Origin of the sequence: Bacillus sp. CFBP9009, from assembly GCF_036541465.1 — a bacterium.
GTDB lineage: Bacteria > Bacillota > Bacilli > Bacillales > DSM-1321 > Peribacillus.
On the sequence record NZ_JAZHFU010000011.1, the window covers coordinates 99,978 to 120,439 of the forward strand.

Below are 20,462 nucleotides of genomic sequence, written 5' to 3' on the forward strand. Positions count from 1 at the left end.
TACAGCCCATCCACCTGGAACTCATTTCAGGCAGAATGGGAGTATCCATTTCTTCAAGGGCTGCAGCATGTCCTTAATTGAATGCGTTTTCAGCAATCATAATCATTTAGAAGCACATTCTGTCAACCTGACTGTGGCCGATAATTTATGGCCTTCCAAGCCTTCGATTTCGGATTGATCTTCCGCATGGGATGCCAGGAATTGAATGCCTTGACCTGTGATTTCCTGATGTGTCATGACCTTCACATAACTTCCTGCCCAAAGTCCCCCTGTATATCTTGCTGCCTTTTGAGTCGGCAATGTATGGTTCGTTCCAGAGACTTTGTCAGAGAAGACGACGGAACTGCCTTCATCAAGGAATAATGATCCATAATTATTTAGTTTATCCATCAATTCGCGGCTATTTTTGATATGCAAATGTAGATGTTCAATGGCATAATCATTGCAAATATCCAGTCCTTCTTGTAATGAATCTGCATAAATGATTTCCCCTCTTTTTTCCCATGATTCGTGTGCAGGGGAAGATGGTGAGAAGGTTTTCAAAAAGCCTTCGATTGCTTTTTCTGTTTCTTCGGCAACCGTTCTGGACGTTGTGACAAGAATGGCCCGTGCGTACGGATCGTGTTCTGCCTGGGCAAGTAAATCGGCCGCTATTTTCTGAGGTGAAGCCGAATCATCAGCAAAAACCATCACTTCACTTGGTCCGGCAATAAGGTCTATGCCCACTTTACCGAACACTTGACGTTTTGCTTCTGCTACAAACCGGTTTCCTGGTCCAGCGATGATATCCACTTCCGGGATGGATTCGGTTCCATATGCCATGGCAGCGATGGCCTGCGCCCCGCCAATTGCAAAAATGTCTGTAGCACCGGAGCGGATCAAGCCATATAAAACGGCCGGATGGATACCGCCTTCATAATTGGCCGGGCTTGCTGCAACGATTCTTTTTGCTCCTGCTACCTTTGCCGGTGCAACGACCATGGGTCCTGATGATAATAACGGGAATCTCCCCCCTGGAACATAAGCCCCCACCTTTTCGATCGGTACGATTCTATGACCCATCTTAATACCCTCGCCAAAATCCTTTTCGAATGGTGTGAGGCAGCTCAACTGTGCTTTAGCAAAATCGGATACTCTTTCCACGACTCGATCGATCAGCACCTTTACCTCTTCTGGAAGAGTCCTGATACAATGCTCGATCTCCTCTTCACTAACCCGGACCGGACGATCGGAATCACCGTATTTTTTTTCATATTCCCGTACGGCATCATCCCCGCCTGCTTTTACATGTTCAATAATCGACTTCACCGTTTGTTCCACGTCATGTGAAGAGGTCTGTTCAACTACGTCCGCTTTTTTCATATATTCCATCCTATTTTCCCCCTAATCGTTGTTTAGTGAAGAGACGGCTGCAGCACAGCCGTCAACTGGCAATCATGATACGCCGGTAAAATTCCCATCATCCATTGTGGATTCACCATCTTGTTGTGATTCGTTTTCATCTGGCAAATAGATTTGACGCAACACTTCCATTCCATCAAACAATAACCATTCCTCTGAAATTTTTTCATTACGGATTTTATAGTGGCTGATGCCGGCAATATCAATGGCTTTTCCGCTAGGGGCTCCGAAGTATCCCGTTCCTTCGTGCACTCCTTGTATTCTCCAGCGAACCGCTACATCCCAATCACTGTCAGAGCCGCGCCTATTACAAGTTACCCTCTCAAGAATCACCTTCCCATTCGGTATGGAGGCAAAGAGGCTCATGAACATTCCTTGAATTTCACTTACTCCGATTACATCCTTGTTGCAGACATAATGAACGACTGCATTTTCCTCATAATATTCCCGAACAAAGTTAAATGAGCGCCGAGCCCAAATTCGATTGAATACAAGCTGCATGAACTCCCCTATCTCGAACTCATCGGAGGATGGCGTGAATAGTTTGGGAGGTAGCCCCGTTTCTGCTGTCTCTTTAAATCCAAACTGTATAGCAGGAGCAAGCTTCTGCGTACTCTTAGCCATTTTTTTAGCAAATTCGACCGGATCCAAGCCAAGTTGCAGGACAAGATGATATGTATCCATCACAAGCCATTCTTCGTATATCTTATTATTTAAGATCATACAATCAGCGCTTGTTCTGAACATCACTTTCTTTCCGGTGGCAGGACCGTATAAACTATCTCCAAGGTTCGTTGCAACTGAACGTCCCCGGTGTGAAGTGAAAAATCCTGCTTCATCATCCCCTGACCAGATTACACTCCATCCAAGCCCTTTCCGATCCGGAAAAGCATGCAGTGTTTGCAGCGTACCTGAGATGACTTCGTTAACCCCATGGCTATTGATCAACCCTTTATGAACGGATATGCTTGTGCTATACGTATCGTATATAAGTCCGATGTCTTTCTCTTTCCAGATTTGACGTGTGATTTTCACGATATAATCAACGATGTTGTTGTATTCCGGGTCAAAGCCGTTCATTCTCTGTTTCTTTTGATTCGTTTCTTCTATATTAATGTAATCATAATCATCTTTTGTATCGAGCATATTAACGTCTTCAGCATCCGCATAGAAGATGAAGTTCGGTGTTTTCTTGACCGGTTGGCTTGCATTCATTGTTGTTTTTTCTTCTTTTGGAGCTACTTGCACTGAACCTGTCTTTTTTTCTGCCATTATTACCATCCTTTTCGTATAAAGTAGTTTCGTCAAAATGCTGTACTTCTTGTAAAGTCATTTAACAGATTGAGTGGCCTTGCTTGCTGAGACAACATCATTTAACGCTGACGTAATCACATTATTCAATATGACCCCGACATATTGGGCGCCTTTGTCAAAAGCCGCATTAGCGGCAGTACTGTTACTAGCAACGGTACCAATTGGCATATCGAGCTCTTTCCCTTTTATGAAAAGTTCATCGATGACCTTTTGCACTTCAGGATGACTTGCCCCTTCTAGTTGGTATCCCATGTTCACCGAGAGGTCTGTAGAACCGATAAATGCCAAATCAATACTAGGAACTGTTGCAATGTCTTCAAAATTGTTTGCTGCAGCTTGCGTTTCAATATGCACAATTATCATAACATTTTCATTACTCTCATCTAAATAGGGTTTTCCGCCATCTTTTCCGTAACGCGCCGGTCTGGTGGAATACGATACTCCTCTATTTCCATATGGAGGGAATTTAGCCCGCTTAACTACCTCAAGTGCCTCTTCTTTTGTATTGACCATTGGTACTTGTACACCTTTTGCTCCACGATCTAAAGCCTTTTGAATACTGGAAGGGTCATATGAAACCCGGACGATCGGGACAACCCCAACAGAATCTGCCGTACGGATAATGTTTTCAAGCTCTGATGCACTGAATGCACCATGCTCGTCATCTATTACGACGAAATCAAAGCCGGCATAACCGAGCATTTCGACTAATGGCGGGGAATTTATCCCCAAAAATGCACCAAGAACTTGTTCCCCGCGTTTGATTTTTTCCTTTATGGCATTATTCTTCATCGTCTTCCCTCTCTTTCTGCAGACTGTATCTCGTTCCATGCTGCAAAATCACGTCCAGTTCCCGGCACTTCAATTACCTGACAACCATTTCCTCATTGCAGCGCTCACTTTTTCAGGCTGTTCTAACGTACTTAAATGACCCGAGTGACTTATGATTTCAAGACTCGCCGCCGGGATGTTCTCTTTTAGAAATTCAGACATATGAACAGGACATACCCTGTCTTCCTTTCCTGCCAAAATCATGGTCGGACATTCAATAGCAGCAAGGATGGGCCGTTGGTCAGAGCGCGTCATCACGGCTTTTAACTGATTGATATACCCTTCTTTGCCGACTTTTTCAGCCATATCGATGATCTTTGAAACTAATGCTTCATCATTTCTCCGGTCTGGATGGATTAACACCGGGAGAAGATGATGGAGTGTAATATCGAGAAATTGTCCATTATTCGCCATTTCGATTAACCTCTCCCAGCCTTCGATTTGTTCCAGGCTAGGAGGATTTGGATTTGTATCAAGCAATGCCAATTTCATGACCCGTTCCGGTGCTATTTGCATGATTTCCAGCGAAATGATGCCACCCAGGGATAAGCCTGCAAGTGCAAACTTATCAGGTGCCTCTTCCAATACCGACTTTGCGATTCCTTCTATAGTATCAGACTTCGATACATCACAGACTTTCACATCTGCTAGATCTGATAGGTTCACCATTTCCCATAGACGCTCATCACAAAGCGTACCCGGAAGCAAAATGAGCGGTACTTTACCCATCCTTATTTTTCACCCATTTTCAATTTATCGGCAATTTCCTTTTCAAGTTCTTCAAAGTTATCGGGTTTAATCATTTTGCCTAAATCATTGGCAAAGAATCCATATTCAGCTGCATCCTTGATCACTTTTGGCGACCAGTAAGGGTCTTTTCCATCAAATACTTTATGTTGTTCAAGAACGGCGAAGATCCAAGCATCTTCTTCACTTATGTTTTCGAATCCTCTCCATAAGCCTGGCGGTAATGAAATTAAATCCCATTGATCGATGATCGTTTCGCCATCAATTTGATCAGGACCCTTCCCCCAGTAGAAACGCCATTTTCCTGAGAGAGGAAGGAAGGATTCAATGTAATCATGCGTATGGTAAGCAGGGCCGTTTCCTTTCTGGGCTTTCACCATTCCGATTTGAAAACCATGCGGCTCGGTAATTTCAGGTGTGAAATTATCATTTTCACTTGCTGTATCCCCAATCAATGTATAGTTGATACGTTGATGACCCGGAATGATACTATCAATGAACATTAACGGTATTCCTTTTGATTTCATTTGATCAAAACGGACGATCCAATTGTTTTCCATTTCCTCATTCGTTACCGCTTTTTTTACTTTAGGTTCTTGTACTGACATTTTAATTTCCCCTTCCGTGTTCGTTAATTTTTTTATTTTCATGACCGCGCTATTTAGAGAGTAAAGACGGCTAGTTTTAATTCAGTCATTTCCTCGACTGAATACTTAATCCCTTCCCTGCCAGTCCCGCTGTTTTTCACTCCGCCATATGGCATATGGTCCACCCTGAAAGATGGTATGTCATTCACGATGACACCTCCGACCTCAAGCCGTTCAACAGCATCAAAAGCTTTTGGCATCGAAGTCGTATAGACCCCTGCTTGGAGGCCATATAAAGAATCATTCACAAGGTCGATGGCTTCATCCCATGTTTTATAGGAATTGACTGAAACGATGGGGGCAAATGCTTCTTGGCAGCTTACTTCCTGTGTTGCCCCCGCATTCTTGATAATGGTTGGGTGAAGGATTGCACCTGTTCTTTGACCGCCATATGCGATTTCCGTTCCAGCGTTTCTAGCCGATTCGATCCACCCTTCCACTCGTTTTGCTTCATTTATACTGATTAATGCGGAAAGATCTGTATCTTCTGATTCTGGATCTCCAAATTTTAACTCCTTCGTCTTTTCGGTAAACTTTTGCAAAAATGACTCATATAAATCTTCCTGTACATAAATTCGTTGGACAGAGATGCAAACCTGACCTGAATAGGCAAAGGAACCTTCGACACAGCGCTGTGCAACGGCATCCAAGTCAGCAGCACTGTCGATGATGACAGCAGAATTGGAACCAAGCTCCAATGTCACCTTTTTCAAGCCAGCTCTTTCTTTGATCCCCAAACCGACTTCGACACTTCCTGTAAATGTGACCATTTTAATTCTCGGATCAGTGACCAATACGTCGCCGACGATGCTTCCTTTACCTGTGACAACATTCAGGGCTCCTTTAGGTAAACCTGCTTCTTCAAAAATTCTGGCTGCGGCCAATGCACTAAGCGGTGTCTGTGAAGCCGGTTTTAAAATGACCGAGTTGCCTGCAGCAAACGCGGGACCAAGCTTATGTGCCGCTAAATTAAATGGAAAGTTAAATGGTGTGATCGCAGCAATGACGCCGAGCGGTTCACGCTTTGTATAAGCAAAGCGGCCTTTGCCATTTTTAGCGGCATCCATCGGAATCGTTTCACCATGAATCCGTTTTGCCTCTTCTGCTGCAAACTTGTATGTTTCAATCGTGCGTAAAATTTCGCCCCTTGCCGCCTTTAATGGCTTAGCATTTTCCTTAGCGAGTATTAATGCACATTCCTCAAGTCTTTCCTTGAAAATTTCGGCTGCACGTTCCAAGATATTGGAGCGCTCAAGGGCTGTTAGCTTTTTCATTTCTTTTGCACCTTGTTCCGCACATTCTATCGCTTTTAGTACCGTCTCCTTTTCTGCCAAAGGCACTTGCGCGATCACTTTGCCGGAATAAGGGGACCGAAGATCGTAATGATCATTACCTTCCAGCCACTCGCCGCCGATGTATAATCTCTTTTTATCGGAATTTGTCTTGATCAAGTCAGTTTCCCACCCTTCCTTTAAAGGCGCTTTGATAGATTCCGAGAATCTTTTGTTCATTTAGCTTATAAGGAGTGTTCGATAGCAAGCGATCAATTTTGGCCGCCTGTTCCGCCAGCATCGGTAATGAGTCCTCTTCAATCCCAAGTTCTGATAACGATGTAGGTAAATCAAGATCCTCCAGAAGCTGATACATATAATCAACAACTGCCTTCAATGCTTTGCTTGGCTGTGATTTGAAATCACCCAGCTGTAAAAAGGACGCTACCTCCATCATTTCTTCCGTGCATGTCTTCCCAATCACTTCGAAAACGAAAGGCATTAAAAGGGCATTTGCGACACCATGCTCAATATGATATTTACCGCCTAGCGGATAGGCCAGTGCATGAACCGCCCCAACCCCTGCATTTGCTAGAGCCACACCCGCTAATGAACTTACCCAGCTCATTCCTGTCCGTGCATCCAAATCATTTCCGTTATGGACAGCTTTCGTAATGTTCGAAGGAAATAGTTTCATTGCTTTCTCTGAATAAACTTTCGTAAGCGGTGTAGCCTTGATGGCAATATAAGATTCAATGGCATGTGTAAAGGCGTCCACCCCTGATGCCGCAGTAACTCGTGCCGGGCAGGAAATGGTCAATTCCGGATCGATGATCGCTACATCCGGAAGGAATACCGGGCTTACGATCCCTCTTTTTACTTGCTGCTCTTCCTCACCGAAAATGGCATTCATCGTCACTTCCGAACCTGTTCCTGAAGTTGTCGGCAAAAGAATGCATTTAACCGTTCTCGATTTCACCACTTTTTCACCGTTTAGATAACTTGTTATATCGTCTTTCCCGCATAAAGCTGCTGTTGCTTTTGCTACATCCAGCGCACTTCCCCCGCCGATTCCGATGATTACATCACATTTTTCGGCATCTAGCGTTAGTACGGCCTCCTTCAATAGCTGAAACGTCGGCTCTCCCGAGATCTCCGTATATGTAATGGTTGGTACGGATAGAGGCTTAATATGATCCAACACTTTTTGAACAACGCCAACTTTTTCCAGACCCTTGTCACTTACAATCGCAACCTTCTTGGCTCCCAGCTCTTCGATTTCTTTTACTAACGTCGTAAATGCCCCAACACCAACCCGAAAAACTGTCGGCATTCGAAAATCTTGGATTATATTTTGAGCAATAGACATCATTCACCCTCCTTTTGAATACGTATTCAAAAAACTCACCAGACAGTCCAACCGCCATCGACCACCAATGTTTGACCTGTCATCATATCTGAACAATCTGATGCCAGATAGACCACGCCGCCAAATAAATCCTCCGTTTTAGCAAGTCTGCCAAGCGGAATCCTGCTCAATACTTCATCTTTGAACGTTTCATCTTCAAACATCTGCTTGGTCATCGGTGTTTCAATGAAGGTTGGAGCAATGGCATTGACATTGACTTGATGCGGTGCCCATTCTATCGCAAGCGCTTTCGTCAGCTGTGTAATTCCTCCTTTACTGGAGGAGTATGCAGCCCGTTTGTAATAACCGACGAATGCCATTTGCGAAGACATGTTTATGATCTTGCCTTTTTTTTGGTCGATCATATACTTCCCTGCCGCTTGGCTCGTAAAAAATACACTTTTTAAATTAATGTCCAGGACGGTGTCCCACTCTTGCGATGTCAACACTTCAGCTGGCTTTGCCACGTTTATTCCTGCATTATTTATTAAAATATCAATCTTACCGAAGTGTTTGTATATCCCTTCCATTACTTGTGCCGTTTCTTCAACCTTTGTTAAGTCAAATGAAACGGGTAAAACATTTACACCGGTTTGCCCGATTTCATGTGCTGCTTCTTCAAGTTGCTGTTTATTGCGGGCAACTATCGCTATATCGGCACCGGCCTGCGCAAGCAAATGGGCTAAGTCTTTACCGATTCCTTTACTTGCACCTGTTATGACGGCCACTTTACCGCTTAAATTAAATAAATGATTTATATCCAATCTATCACCTATCTTTACCTCATCGAGGCGATTTTTCATTTTGCATTTTGATTTTGAATACGTATTCAAAATGATGCAAAATACTTGTTAGCGATTACAAATTAAAATATAAACAACTTTCTGACTTTTGTAAATAGTGAAATTTTAAAAATTCCCGATTTTTATGAAAGTGAATACACATAAGGTCCGATCCAAAACCGGCCATTCCCCTTAATCTTTTACGGGGGCTGGCCCTGTTGTTTTACGGACCATCAGTTCAGGCTTAAGGAAAATTTGTATGGATGAAGATGATGTTTCTTTATTTTCGATGAGATAGATTAATTTTTCCAGAGCTGTTAAAGACATTTGATCCATTTGTTGGGATATTGTGGTCAGCCCTATGAATTCATTAGCGGACAATCTTATATTATCAAACCCAACAACCGATAAATCAGCAGGGATTTTCAAATTCAGGCTTGAAGCTGCATCTAGGACTGCGAGAGCCATCTGATCGGATGCGGCTATGATTGCAGTCGGCCTGTCCTTCTTTTTCAGCAGTTTTTTTGTAAATGAATAAATCTTGTCATAGGAAAATTCGCTATTGAAAATCAAACCTTCATCAATTTCATACCCGTTCTCCATCATCTCTTCTTTATAACCAACCGTTCGCTCATATGTTGCCAAGTATTTGGATGGGCCGGATATTTTCGCTATTTTTTTATGTCCTAATTTAATTAGATGCTGAACAGCGAGCCTGGCACCTTTATTATTGTCCATTACGATAAAATTAACGTCCTTGATATCGAGGAAACTATTATATAATAATACGGGAAATCCATTATCATGTAACTTTTTAATTTTTTCAGTATAATTTTTACTAACGCTTGTAAGGATGATTCCCTCTACCCTTTTGCCAATCAGCAAATTAATGGCTTGTTCCAAGTTTTCATCTTTATGGCCCGTGTTGTAAACGATGACATCATATTTTAATTCTTGTGCCCTTTCTATGATGACTTCCGCCGTTTCGGCAAAGAATGGATTTGAAATGCTCCCCAATATCAACCCTATTGATTTGGTTCTTTTTTCAACGAGGCTTCTGGCAATTTCATCTCTTGTAAATCCCAGTTCATTAATTACAGCAAGAACCTTGTCACGCGTATTTTTCTTAATATAGGGGTAATCATTCAGCACCCTGGAAACGGTTGATTGTGAAACACCCGCTATTTTGGCCACATCTTCTGTCGTCACTCTCTTCATGCTTCATAAATCCTTTCTACGTCTAGTAATTGTTATCCTAGGAAACTAATAACGTATTTATATCAATATAAACATTATGATTTCCCTTTAATATATCATAATATTTAAAATTTTACTTCCAGTTATGGAACTGTTTTGGGTTTTGGATTGCGTCAGGTTGTACTTTTCGTAAAATATGAGGATTTAAAGTAAGCGTTTGTTGCTTATCTTATCCTATAGGAAAAAGAGCCGATCTTTAAAGATTGGCTCCAGACGTAGACATTGCATACAATTTTAAAAAACGTTCGGCGTTGATTTCAGAAATCCGCTCCCTTTCCGCCGACTGTCTGCCAAGCCTCCTCGACGCAAGCGTCTGTGGGGTCTCGGCTAGCCAGTTATTCGGCAGGAGTGTCGCAAATTTCTTCAATCCATTGAGGGTTTCATAAAACAGTCAAAAACCCATTAAGGAATCTTGTCCTAATATCATGGTCGGGGTGTCCGCCCCCCTTATGTCGACAAAGTAGTATTAATTGAGTTGCCTGTAATTTTAAATAACGGTCGGAGTCATTTCAGAAATCTGCTCCCTTTCCGCTGACTGTCTGCCAAGCGTCTGTGGGGTCTCGTCTAGCCTGTTATTCGGCAGGAGTGTCGCACATTCCGTTCCAATTAACTTTGCTTTAAATTTAGATGGAACTTTTTTTGACAGTCTTTTTTCTGTTTTAAAATAGAGGGATTAAAACTTGTGGTAATCAGGATTTACATCACAAAAGATTGGATTTTCTTTGCCCTTCCAGGTTTCAGTGAAACTTAGCCTTTAAAAAGCGATACAGTCCATCTTCTCGATATGAATACTCCGTCACTTCATCGGCTTGTTCTTTGACCAGGTCAGTGGCGTTTTTCATGGCAACGCAATGTCCGGCGAGTTTAAATAGCGGAAGGTCATTTTCGCCATCACCTACTGCAAGGATATTTTCGGGTGCTAGCTGAAAATGTTTCAGCAACAGTTGAACGCCTGTTGCTTTTGTGATGCCTTCCACGGTCACTTCTACATTATGATGAGTGGAGGAAGCTGTGGTAAAGGCATTGTACTGCTTGATTTTCCCCAACTCCGCTTTCCATTTTCGAATCATATTCATTTCATTGCTGAAAAAGTAGATTTTGGCGACGCTGCTTATATCCAGTTCTTCTGACCACCTTATTTTGTCTTCGACTGCATCCTGCCTTGATAGCCATTCATTTTCATCAACTGTCTCAGGTTTTGGTATCAAACCTTGTTTAACCATATAGTCTTTATCCTTAAGTAATGCCATCCGTGTTCCTTCGTTCGGATGAACTTCGTAAAAAATCTCTTCCGCACCTGCTTTTGCTACCAATTCCTCCACAAGTTCAGTCGACAGGGCGTGTTCTACTATCTGTTCCTTTCCGATGAATACGGACATTCCATTGGCGGTCACCATTCCATCGACTTCCATGCCGGACGGCAAAACGTCCCTCACTTCTTCCAGCGTTCTTCCTGTTGCAATGAAAATCAGTTTACCGCTTTTCCTAAGTTCGCCTATGTATTGTTCCAGCGTCTCATTCACAGTATTTCTTTCATTCAATGTCGTGCCATCCAAATCGAGCACAATTGCCTTGTTGGTCATGTAAATCACCTCAAAAATCCGAATGATGATGAAAATGCCAACAGCCCATTATCTAGAAGATGTTAGGCTGCTGGTATCATTCATTTATTTTGTTTCTGTCCCTTATTAGTATAACAGTTTAGGATAATCCTAAAAGTTTCATGACGCTTAGGATCAAGAGACCGACCACACCGAAGTCCGAATCACCAAATGTGGTCCCTTCAAACCCTACATCCCCCAAGAAGACCAGGAGTATCGCCGGCAGGAAACTGATGATGAGTCCGTTGGCAAAGGACCCGAGCATCGCTCCGCGTCTGCCTCCTGTGGCATTTCCAAATACACCTGCTGCAGCTCCGGTGAAGAAATGCGGTACAAGTCCCGGAACGATTACTTTCAATCCTAGTACCGGAAGGAGGAACATGGATAATAGTCCAGCCAGGAAACTGAATAGGAACCCGATGATCACTGCATTTGGAGCGAATGGAAAGATGGTCGGACAGTCCAATGCAGGTTTTGTATTTGGCGCCAATTTATCGGCAATCCCTTTGAATGCAGGGACGATTTCAGCAATTAACATCCGTACCCCTGCAAGGATGATATAGACTCCTGCAGCAAATGTTATCGCCTGGATGAAAGAAAATACGATGAAGTTCGAACCGCCGGATAATTCCGTTTCAATATAGTTCTGTCCGGCAAACAATGCGACGATCACGAAGAACATCGTCATCGTAAGCGATACAGCGACTGATGTGTCCCTTAGGAATCCTAAAGATTTAGGAACCTTGATTTGCTCTGTCGTTTTTTCCTTATTTCCAAACCATTTTCCAACAGTCGCGGATACAAAATATCCGATTGTCCCGAAATGGCCGATGGCAAAATCATCGCTTCCGGTAATCTTCCGTACGTATGGCTGAAGGAGGGCTGGGAACATCACCATGCATACTCCTAATATAATGGAACCGACCAAGATAAGCGGAAATCCGCTGAGCCCGCCGACCGATAGGGTGACTGCAAGTAAACAAGCCATGAATAAGGTATGGTGTCCCGTTAAAAATATATATTTAAATGGCGTGAAACGAGCTAACAAAACATTGACCACCATACCAAAAACCATGATTAGTGCAGTCGAAGTCCCAAAATCACTTTGGGCGGCTGCGACAATGGCTTCGTTATTCGGTATGACGCCTTGTACATTGAATGCATGATCGAACATTTTACTGAATATATCAAGGGCGCCAATGAGCACTGCCGCTCCCGCTCCAATGATAATGAAGCCCATGACGGTTTTTAGCGTTCCAGATACAACATCCGCACTGGATTTCCGCTGTAACAGCAGTCCAATGAGGGCAAACAGCCCTACAAGTATGGAAGGTGTACCCAAGATGTCATTCATGATAAGTTCCAGCATTGACTCTCCCCCTCTTCTTTATGTTTTCTTCTTATAGATGTGAAGCCAATTTCGATGTGATTTCAGGAATGCTCATCATGTTTTCCAGTGTGACGATCGTCCGGGTTCCATCATCCAGCTGACCGACAATATCCGCCGCTCCCAGAAAAATATCAGCTTGAACCGTTTTTGCGGATGCCAGATCCGTATGATCCACCTCGGCTGTCTTACCCATTTCCGTCAACGCTTTCTTCACATTCATCTCCATGATGAAGCTGCTTCCCAATCCGTTTCCGCATACTACCATGATTTTCTTCATATCAATCTCTCCTTTTTTTATCCTACATGAATTTCCAATTTAGATTTGATTTCAGGGATGCTCATCATGTTCTCCAGTGTGACGATCGTCCGGGTTCCATCATCCAGCTGACCGACAATATCCGCCGCTCCAAGGAAAATATCAGCCTGAACCGTTTTTGCGGATGCCAGATCTGTATGATCCACCTCGGCCGTCTTCCCCATTTCCGTCAATGCTTTCTTTACATTCATCTCCATGATGAAGCTGCTTCCCAATCCGTTCCCGCATACTACCATGATTTTCATTCCGCTTCCTCCTTCGAATATTTATGAACGTACTCCATAAGGACCGATTTATCTGAAGTGCTTAAGATTTCTTCTATATTGGCTGGTTCATTCAATAATTGAGTGAGCTGGATCAATGCCCGCAGATGCGAATCGTTATCTACGGCCGCCAAAATGATAATCAGGCGAACCGGTTTATCCGGCGCAAAGTCCACGGCTTCATCCAATTTAAGCAAACTCATGGATAAAGACCTGACCCCCTGCTCCGGACGTGCATGGGGAATCGCCACTCCAGGCGTTATCACTACATATGGTCCATTCGTTTCTATGGCCTCGATCATGGCATCCACATATCGTTCTTCGACGGTACCTAAGTCCACGAGAGGCTTGGCCGCGACTTGAATGGCTTCTTTCCAATCGGAAACTTGCTGCTGTAATTGAATGGTTTGCATATTGAGCAGTTCTTCTAACACAGGCTTCTCTGCCTCCTTTAAAGAAAATTGGGTTATTTTTGGTGTATGGGTATACACATTCGACTTCAAAGCCTTTTCAAGCTGATCCTGTTCATGGATGGTTGCATACTTGGAAATGATCTTTAATAAAGCTGCAACATCCACACTTTCCGTCGTATATCCATACAATTCCTGCATGACCTGCTGGCGCAATGTATGTTTGTCCTGCATTTCCAAAATGGGCGGTACAACGAATAATGCCGCTTTTGTTCTCATATGCACCGTCGAGAAAACAAGATCGTACGACAGTGGGTATTCAGCCGCGTTTCTTACGGACAGAACATCCAGGAACAATATATCCGGAAATAATTCCCTCAATGTATAAATGAGGATATTGCTGATGCCAATACCATTCGGGCATACGACAATCGCCCGTTTTCGATCATCCAATGTGGTCCCTTGCCTGCGCAGCCAGCCGCCAAAATAGATCGTGAAGTATGCAACTTCTTCTTCTGATACTGGACAGCCAATCTCTTTCTCCAACACCCACAGGGATTTTTTTGTCAAATGATGCAGTTCAGGATAGACCTTCTGCACCCGTCCCGTCATCGGGTTCATTTGCGGGAGACCATACCGCAGGCGATGATATGCCGGTTTAAAATGAACATATAATTGTTGGCATAGCTGCTCTTTGTCTTTCAGGTGAACAAATGCCAGCCTCTCGAACTCTTCCACGATTTCCTGCAAAAGGTGTTGAATGACTTCATCATCCTTAAGAGGGGAAATATCCTTCGTTCGATTCATGCTTAGTAAATGTAAGGTTGCGTATAAGTTTTCCGTTTCGCTCCATACTGATTGAAAGGCATTAGTTCTGGTCATATCCTCAACCAGTTTGTATTCTTCCGTCGCAACAAATGGCGCCCAGCTCTCGTCGGCCTGTAACTCTTCCCCTTTTCCTATGAGCTGATCTGTACATAGAAATAAATAGCTCAGTTCATGAAGCCGTTCATCCGTAAAGGTGATGCCCAATTTACGTTCGGCCCTTTCAAGCTGTAACCGGATCGAGCTGATTTGCTTTTCATGATTTCCCCATATGCACTCCATGATCAATTCACTATTGGGACTGTTCAGTACATCATGCACGAGACGTTCAATGATATATCTCTTTACTCGGCTTTCCCCAATCACCACATAGCCATCTTGTTTGGAATACTGGATCTTGAGCGATATGTCCCTGTTTTTCTCTTTAAGTCTTTTTAAATCCTTCAGCACCGTATTTCGTGAAAGCCCGGTGATCGTCTGGAAATGATAGACGGACAATTCTTCTGGGCTTAACAGGATCATGAGGTAAAAAACTTTTTCCCTATCTGTCTCTGAAAATATATAATTGCGTTTTGTCAGTTTTACATTCAATTCTTCATCCCTGATTGCTTCAGAAAAGGAGTAGCCCATTTCACGATTATATTGAATCGGTTGATATCCATGAAATTGGAGCCAGTCATTCGCTTTGCTCAATCCATATTGGATTTGCCTTCTCGTCAAACCTGTTTGGGCTTCAAGTTCTTTCATTTTTGAAATGGGCGAATGCTGTAATAGTTTTAGTAAATTGGCGCTTCTTTCATCTAAAAACATTCTCAATCCCTCTCCCTGCTTCTACGATATCTCACTTCTTATTAAAAATGTAGCGTTTCTAAGTCCGAATGTTGTCATAGGTACTGCACAATAATATACTCTTTAAACATTTGTGCACAATACGGCAGGTAATCAACTTTTCAATACAGACTATATTTTAGAGGAGGATATTATGTACTCATACATATTGGAATGAACGATACAGAACTTTTGTTTTTTAGTTTGGAGGCGAAGTGAGGTCATGAGGCAAAGGATTCGGGGGTGAAGCTGAGTGACTCGAGTGGACAAATTGTCCTAATACTAAAAAAACTGTAGGCAGACTCGATTTTCATCGGGTTTGCCTACAGTTTGAGAGGGAACAAAAAGTACCTCTTTTATTCAACTAAAGTACCATTTGTATAAGAGTTATATCTGCTTGCTGAAGTCGCGCTGAGCTCCCCTATAGCTTCCGATGATATTTTGATAACCAGGAAGCTGGCTGGAAAGTAAAGCACCAAAACCTTCGACATCGTTGCGCCAATCACGTTGTAATTCGCATGCTACGCTAAACCAGTTCATAAGCTGCACACCGCCATGGGCCATACGCGCTAAAGCCGCATCAGCTACCTGTTTGCTTACTGTTCCAGAAGCATCAGTGACAGCGAATACTTCATAACCAGCGTTCAAAGCGGAAAGTGCCGGGAAAGCAACGCAGACATCTGTAACTACGCCCGCAATGATAAGTTGTTTTTTTCCAGTTTCTTCGATTGCTTTAACAAAATCTTCATTATCCCATGCGTTAATTTGTCCAGGCCGAGCTATTTTTGGTGCGTGAGGAAAGAGTTCTTCCAATTCCTGCATGAGCGGTCCGTTTGGTCCGTTTTCAAAGCTTGTCGTTAAAATGACTGGTAAATCAAAAAACTTAGCGGTGTTGGCAAGAGCCATAACATTGTTCTTGAATTCATCAACACCATAATCACGCACTAGCCCGGAAATAAGACCGGTTTGATGATCCACCAGAAGAACGGCAGCATCATCTTTGGAAAGACGGGAATAGAGATCAGACATTTTTAAAGTCCTCCTTTTATTAAAAGCTATCGAAGAAAGTTCATATGTAGGGAAATCCCCCCAACCCCTTCGTTGGTTCCAATCAGTTTATAACTTAACTGACTGTTGCTATTAGTTTATCTATAAACTCATAGCCTGTCAATCATATATAGATTAAGAATCATTGATTATTAATCTATAATTGGAGTGTGATCGATCCAATGAATGAATTGTTGTAAATAACGCTCAAGATAACGTTTTGTTTGTTCGTCAGTAAGCACTTTCCGATCAGAATCAATCTTTTTATGTACTTGCGAAATCAGCATTTTTTGAAATGGAAGAACATGAACTTGCATGGCTTCTAGTACTTGCCTGATTTGCATTTGAGCAAATGCAGTACCCATTCCACCAGGAGTAGCTCCAATCAGGCCAACTGGTTTTTTGGTAAGAACGGCGGACTCCCGAGGTCTTGATGCCCAGTCCAATGCATTTTTTAATACGCCTGGTATTCCAGAGTTGTACTCTGGACTTACGATAATGATACCGTCAACGTCCTGAATGGCGGATTTAAATGATGTCACTGTTTCTGGAACCCCACTTATTTCTAAGTCTTCGTTAAACAACGGAAGATCATTAATTTCGATCCAGCAAAATTGATACGAATCAGCCATATCTGTCAATGATTGAGCAATGATTCGATTATAAGAATTTTCCCGTAAACTGCCGCAAATAAGGCCGATGGTTCTGGTCATCTACTTCCCTCCCTGTTTGAAATCATCTCCTATAGTGCCATAATATACCAAAACTAAAAAAGTGACGTTATTCCTAATTACACGCTTGTATTTACTAAATTTGGCTTAACTTAATATTGGGTTAAAAGAACTTCATATAATGAATCATGAATCCTAAATTGCTTAATCCAAAGTTATATTGGAACCTTCCATTTTCTGAATATTTCCAACATACTATAAACTATAAGGCGATTGGGGGGAGTGCAGAAATGGATGAAAAGAAAGTTACATGGTTAGAGCTCTTTTATGATTTGTTATTTGTGGCGGCCGTTGCGGGTGCTACTCATGTTTTACTGCATGTTGAAGATGGTTTTATCCATCCAGAGTATTTATTAAAGTTCGTATTGATTTTTATTCCTATCTGGTGGGCTTGGGTAGGGCAAACCATATTTATTAACCGGTTTGGAAAGGATGTATTTCATCAACGGCTATTTTTGATATTGCAAATGTTTTTTGTCCTAATCATGACATCAAGCTTATCTGCTGATTTTGATCCTTATTATCTTTCTTTTTTAATTGGTTATATTGGATTGAGAGCCGTGACCGCTATCCAATATCTTGTTGTTCAGCGGATAGAAGAGGGATTTCGAAAAAAGGCAGCACTCTTTTTGGGAAGGTATTTTTGGATTGGAATTTCCATTTCATTATTCTCCGTCCTTTTTGATTCTTGGCTTCGGTATGCTGTGTTGTATTTGGGCATCCTGATCGATATCATTGTCCCAATCCTTGGAAGAAAGTGCTTAGAAAAGGTTCCTACAAATACGGCCCACTTGTTAGAGCGCTTTGGTCTATTTACCATCATTCTCTTTGGGGAAGCTCTTGTCAGCACGCTTGCGGTCATTCAACCTAAACAAGGAAATTGGGATTCGATAGCCTTTTCTATCATTTCATTTGCCCTGATAATAGCTATGTGGTGGCAATATTTCGATAACATGGAGAAGAAAGTCGACAAGTCTGTACAATCTTCCGGCCAAATCATCATTTACGGTCATCTGTTTATTTTAATGTCTATAAGCATGATTGCCGCAGCCATCAGATTATTGTTTTTACATGAGGTCCATTATTCATTTATCCTCTATTTTGTTTTTGGTTCCGTATTTCTCTATTTCATTTCAACCACTTTTGTTTTCCACCAATATAGACATAAGCACCAACGGTTGCAAATATATCATTTAGGGTTATTTTTAGGGATTTTAGCAGTCTTTTTTATTTTTAATTTGTTTGTCGGTGTACCGAATATTGTGATAATAGCCGAATTAACACTGTTTTTTATTATCTTTGCTAAACTAACGACTACATAATAAAGGAATCAAAGAAACCAGTATCAAACGATTATACTGGTTTCTTTGTATCGAAGTTGGAAGTTTTTGCATTTGACACCTAATTAGTTTATTCATAAACTGATTGGGACAAAGAAAGTATGAGGTGACATTCATGAAGGAAAACACAACGAATCCCTCCACATCTAATAATGACGAACGACTAGGTTTAATGTTATGGTTCCGAATAACACGTATATATAACCAGAGTATCCGGGAATCCAATCAACATTTAAAGAAATGGAATCTATCGGCAGCCCAATTCGATATCTTGGTTCAAGTGGGTTCCCATGAACGATTGTCTCAGCAAGAACTGGCAAACAAGCTTTTTGTGACGAAAGGCAATATCACTCAACTATTAAGGAAAATGGAAGAAATGGGATTGATTAAACGGGAGCAGGAATGGAAAACAAAATACCTTTCATTGACTGAGGAAGGAAAAGAGTTTTTTCATGAGGTCGTTCCTAAACAAGAGCATTTTCAGGCATCACAGTTTGCCAACTTGAATGAGACGGAAAAACAGCAGCTTTTAGATTTACTTAGTAAAGTTCAAAAATAATAAAAACAGATCACCCGTTTGAATGGTGATCTGTTTTTCTATCTTTGTTACTTCGGTTTTTTCATGAACAATGAAAGCACCACATTCACGATGGCGAAAATCATACTAATTTTAAATACAAGTGATGAACCTGAGGCAGCAGCTGCCGGTAAATCATTTGCCACATCAGTCAAGTAGCCATTTTGCTTCGCAGAGAATAGCGAAACCATAACCGCTATCCCGATTGCCCCTGATACTTGTTGAGATGTTTGGGTAATCGCAATGCCATCCGGATAGAATTGTTTTGGCAATGCATTCAATGTATTCGTTTGTACTGAAGCGAGTACCATGCCAATACCAAGCATCATCACGATATGCGTAACAACCATGATCCATAATGCTGTGTCTGTTCCATACATTGCATATAGCCCGTAGCCAATCACAACCAAAATCGTTCCTGGTGTAATTACGGCACGAGGTCCATATTTATCGAAAAGCCTGCCGATTATCGGAGCAAAAACGCAGTTTAATAGACTGCCTGGGAGCATGATCAGCCCAGTGGCGAACGCAGATACCAATAGCGCCATTTGCATATACATTGGTAACACAACCAGCATCGATAACATGTTAAGGAACGTAATCACGTTCATCGCAAGACCTAGCACAAATAGCGGGTATTTGAATGCTTGTAAATTCAACATCGGGTTTTCCATCTTCGTTTGACGGATTGCAAAGAGAATCAGGGCGATCAATCCAACGATGATCGTGCCGATTACAGTCATACTCGTCCAACCATGATCTCCGCCTACACTTACACCGTATACAACTCCACCAAAGCCAATCGTCGATAACACCACTGACAAGATATCGATTGATACTTGCCGAGTTTCATTGACATTCGGAATATAGATATAGCCGAAGATAAGTGAGAATAACAAGAACGGAATCGTAAACCAAAATATCCAAGGCCATGATAGCGTATCTAAAATCATCCCTGCCAAAGTTGGACCGAATGCAGGACCCGCCAAGATGACTAAGCCCATCACACCCATTGCCCCGCCGCGTTTATTCGGTGGGAAAATCGTGAAAATGACATTTTGCGTCAATGGCAAAATGATCGCCAGTCCAGCTGCTTGAATGACCCGGGCCGTCAATAATACGCTAAAAACCGGTGCTACTGCAGCGATGACCGTTCCGATGATCGAAAAGAATAAAGACGCCATGAACATTTGGCGTGTTGTGAATTTTTGCATTAAAATTCCTGTTACCGGCACTAAAATACCAAGCGTTAAAAAGTAGCCTGTTGCAAGCCACTGTACAGTCGTCGCATCCACGCCAAAAATGTGGCTCAATTCACCTAAGGCGATGTTCAATGCGGTTTCACTAAAGAGCCCAACAAAGCCTGCTACCAAAAGAGCAGCCATTATGAACTGCACCCCAATTGTTAGACAACATCTAACAATTGGAGGTGCAGTTTTTTTGACTAAATATACGATAGACGAAAAATCAAATGCA

General features: G+C 42.3%; 19 protein-coding genes. 2 read left to right on the forward strand and 17 right to left on the reverse strand.

The window, feature by feature from the left end; all coding sequences use genetic code 11:
* Positions 1-102 precede the first annotated feature (102 nt).
* The 16 genes from hisD to V3595_RS21345 all read right to left on the reverse strand — a co-directional run bounded on the left by hisD (position 103) and on the right by V3595_RS21345 (position 17,051).
* Positions 103-1,371: a histidinol dehydrogenase gene (hisD, locus tag V3595_RS21270; RefSeq protein ID WP_485909365.1), complete on the reverse strand. Its 1,269-nt coding sequence runs from the start codon at positions 1,369-1,371 to the stop codon at positions 103-105.
* 63 nt (positions 1,372-1,434) lie between these two features.
* On the reverse strand, positions 1,435-2,673 hold the full coding sequence (locus V3595_RS21275) for an ester cyclase (RefSeq protein ID WP_053536252.1): 1,239 nt from the start codon (positions 2,671-2,673) through the stop codon (positions 1,435-1,437).
* A 57-nt stretch (positions 2,674-2,730) separates the two neighbouring features.
* Positions 2,731-3,546, reverse strand: a complete 816-nt coding sequence (locus V3595_RS21280) for an HpcH/HpaI aldolase family protein (RefSeq protein ID WP_485909367.1) — start codon at positions 3,544-3,546, stop codon at positions 2,731-2,733.
* Between the two features lie 30 nt (positions 3,547-3,576).
* Complete coding sequence (locus V3595_RS21285; RefSeq protein ID WP_485909369.1) at positions 3,577-4,275, reverse strand: alpha/beta fold hydrolase; 699 nt, start codon at positions 4,273-4,275, stop codon at positions 3,577-3,579.
* Positions 4,276-4,277: 2 nt separating this feature from the next.
* Positions 4,278-4,901, reverse strand: coding sequence for a cupin domain-containing protein (locus V3595_RS21290; protein WP_485909371.1), 624 nt, complete (start codon positions 4,899-4,901; stop codon positions 4,278-4,280).
* 53 nt (positions 4,902-4,954) lie between these two features.
* Positions 4,955-6,388, reverse strand: a complete 1,434-nt coding sequence (locus V3595_RS21295; protein WP_485909395.1) for an aldehyde dehydrogenase family protein — start codon at positions 6,386-6,388, stop codon at positions 4,955-4,957.
* Between the two features lie 4 nt (positions 6,389-6,392).
* Entirely contained in the window at positions 6,393-7,580 is a 1,188-nt protein-coding gene (locus V3595_RS21300; protein WP_485909373.1) for an iron-containing alcohol dehydrogenase, read from the reverse strand.
* A 35-nt stretch (positions 7,581-7,615) separates the two neighbouring features.
* Positions 7,616-8,422, reverse strand: a complete 807-nt coding sequence (locus tag V3595_RS21305) for an SDR family NAD(P)-dependent oxidoreductase (protein WP_485909375.1) — start codon at positions 8,420-8,422, stop codon at positions 7,616-7,618.
* Positions 8,423-8,593: 171 nt separating this feature from the next.
* On the reverse strand, positions 8,594-9,619 hold the full coding sequence (locus V3595_RS21310) for a LacI family DNA-binding transcriptional regulator (protein ID WP_485909377.1): 1,026 nt from the start codon (positions 9,617-9,619) through the stop codon (positions 8,594-8,596).
* Positions 9,620-10,395: 776 nt separating this feature from the next.
* Positions 10,396-11,241 carry an HAD family hydrolase gene (locus V3595_RS21315; RefSeq protein WP_485909379.1) on the reverse strand — a complete coding sequence of 282 codons (846 nt, stop codon included), beginning with the start codon at positions 11,239-11,241 and terminating at the stop codon, positions 10,396-10,398.
* Positions 11,242-11,359: 118 nt separating this feature from the next.
* Positions 11,360-12,628 (reverse strand): PTS ascorbate transporter subunit IIC, encoded by a 1,269-nt coding sequence (ulaA, locus tag V3595_RS21320; RefSeq protein WP_485909381.1) that lies wholly within the window; start codon positions 12,626-12,628, stop codon positions 11,360-11,362.
* A gap of 31 nt (positions 12,629-12,659) precedes the next feature.
* The gene (locus V3595_RS21325) at positions 12,660-12,926 is read right to left on the reverse strand and encodes a PTS sugar transporter subunit IIB (RefSeq protein WP_048883161.1); all 267 of its coding nucleotides are present in this window, start codon (positions 12,924-12,926) and stop codon (positions 12,660-12,662) included.
* A 17-nt stretch (positions 12,927-12,943) separates the two neighbouring features.
* Positions 12,944-13,210 (reverse strand): PTS sugar transporter subunit IIB, encoded by a 267-nt coding sequence (locus V3595_RS21330; RefSeq protein ID WP_241591474.1) that lies wholly within the window; start codon positions 13,208-13,210, stop codon positions 12,944-12,946.
* The gene (locus V3595_RS21335; protein ID WP_485909384.1) at positions 13,207-15,273 is read right to left on the reverse strand and encodes a BglG family transcription antiterminator; all 2,067 of its coding nucleotides are present in this window, start codon (positions 15,271-15,273) and stop codon (positions 13,207-13,209) included. The genes V3595_RS21330 and V3595_RS21335 overlap by 4 nt, the downstream gene beginning before the upstream one ends.
* A gap of 405 nt (positions 15,274-15,678) precedes the next feature.
* The gene (gene ycaC / locus V3595_RS21340) at positions 15,679-16,320 is read right to left on the reverse strand and encodes an isochorismate family cysteine hydrolase YcaC (RefSeq protein ID WP_048681500.1); all 642 of its coding nucleotides are present in this window, start codon (positions 16,318-16,320) and stop codon (positions 15,679-15,681) included.
* 170 nt (positions 16,321-16,490) lie between these two features.
* Positions 16,491-17,051 (reverse strand): NADPH-dependent FMN reductase, encoded by a 561-nt coding sequence (locus tag V3595_RS21345; RefSeq protein ID WP_485909386.1) that lies wholly within the window; start codon positions 17,049-17,051, stop codon positions 16,491-16,493.
* A 248-nt stretch (positions 17,052-17,299) separates the two neighbouring features.
* Here V3595_RS21345 and V3595_RS21350 point away from each other — a divergent pair, with 248 nt between their 5' ends.
* Together V3595_RS21350 and V3595_RS21355 are read left to right on the forward strand one after the other, a co-directional pair.
* Positions 17,300-18,391, forward strand: coding sequence for a low temperature requirement protein A (locus V3595_RS21350; RefSeq protein WP_485909388.1), 1,092 nt, complete (start codon positions 17,300-17,302; stop codon positions 18,389-18,391).
* Positions 18,392-18,524: 133 nt separating this feature from the next.
* On the forward strand, positions 18,525-18,968 hold the full coding sequence (locus V3595_RS21355) for a MarR family winged helix-turn-helix transcriptional regulator (protein ID WP_485909390.1): 444 nt from the start codon (positions 18,525-18,527) through the stop codon (positions 18,966-18,968).
* Between the two features lie 47 nt (positions 18,969-19,015).
* On the opposite strand, the gene V3595_RS21360 is transcribed toward V3595_RS21355, so the two are convergent.
* Positions 19,016-20,371, reverse strand: coding sequence for a DHA2 family efflux MFS transporter permease subunit (locus V3595_RS21360; protein ID WP_485909397.1), 1,356 nt, complete (start codon positions 20,369-20,371; stop codon positions 19,016-19,018).
* Between the last annotated feature and the right edge of the window lie 91 nt (positions 20,372-20,462).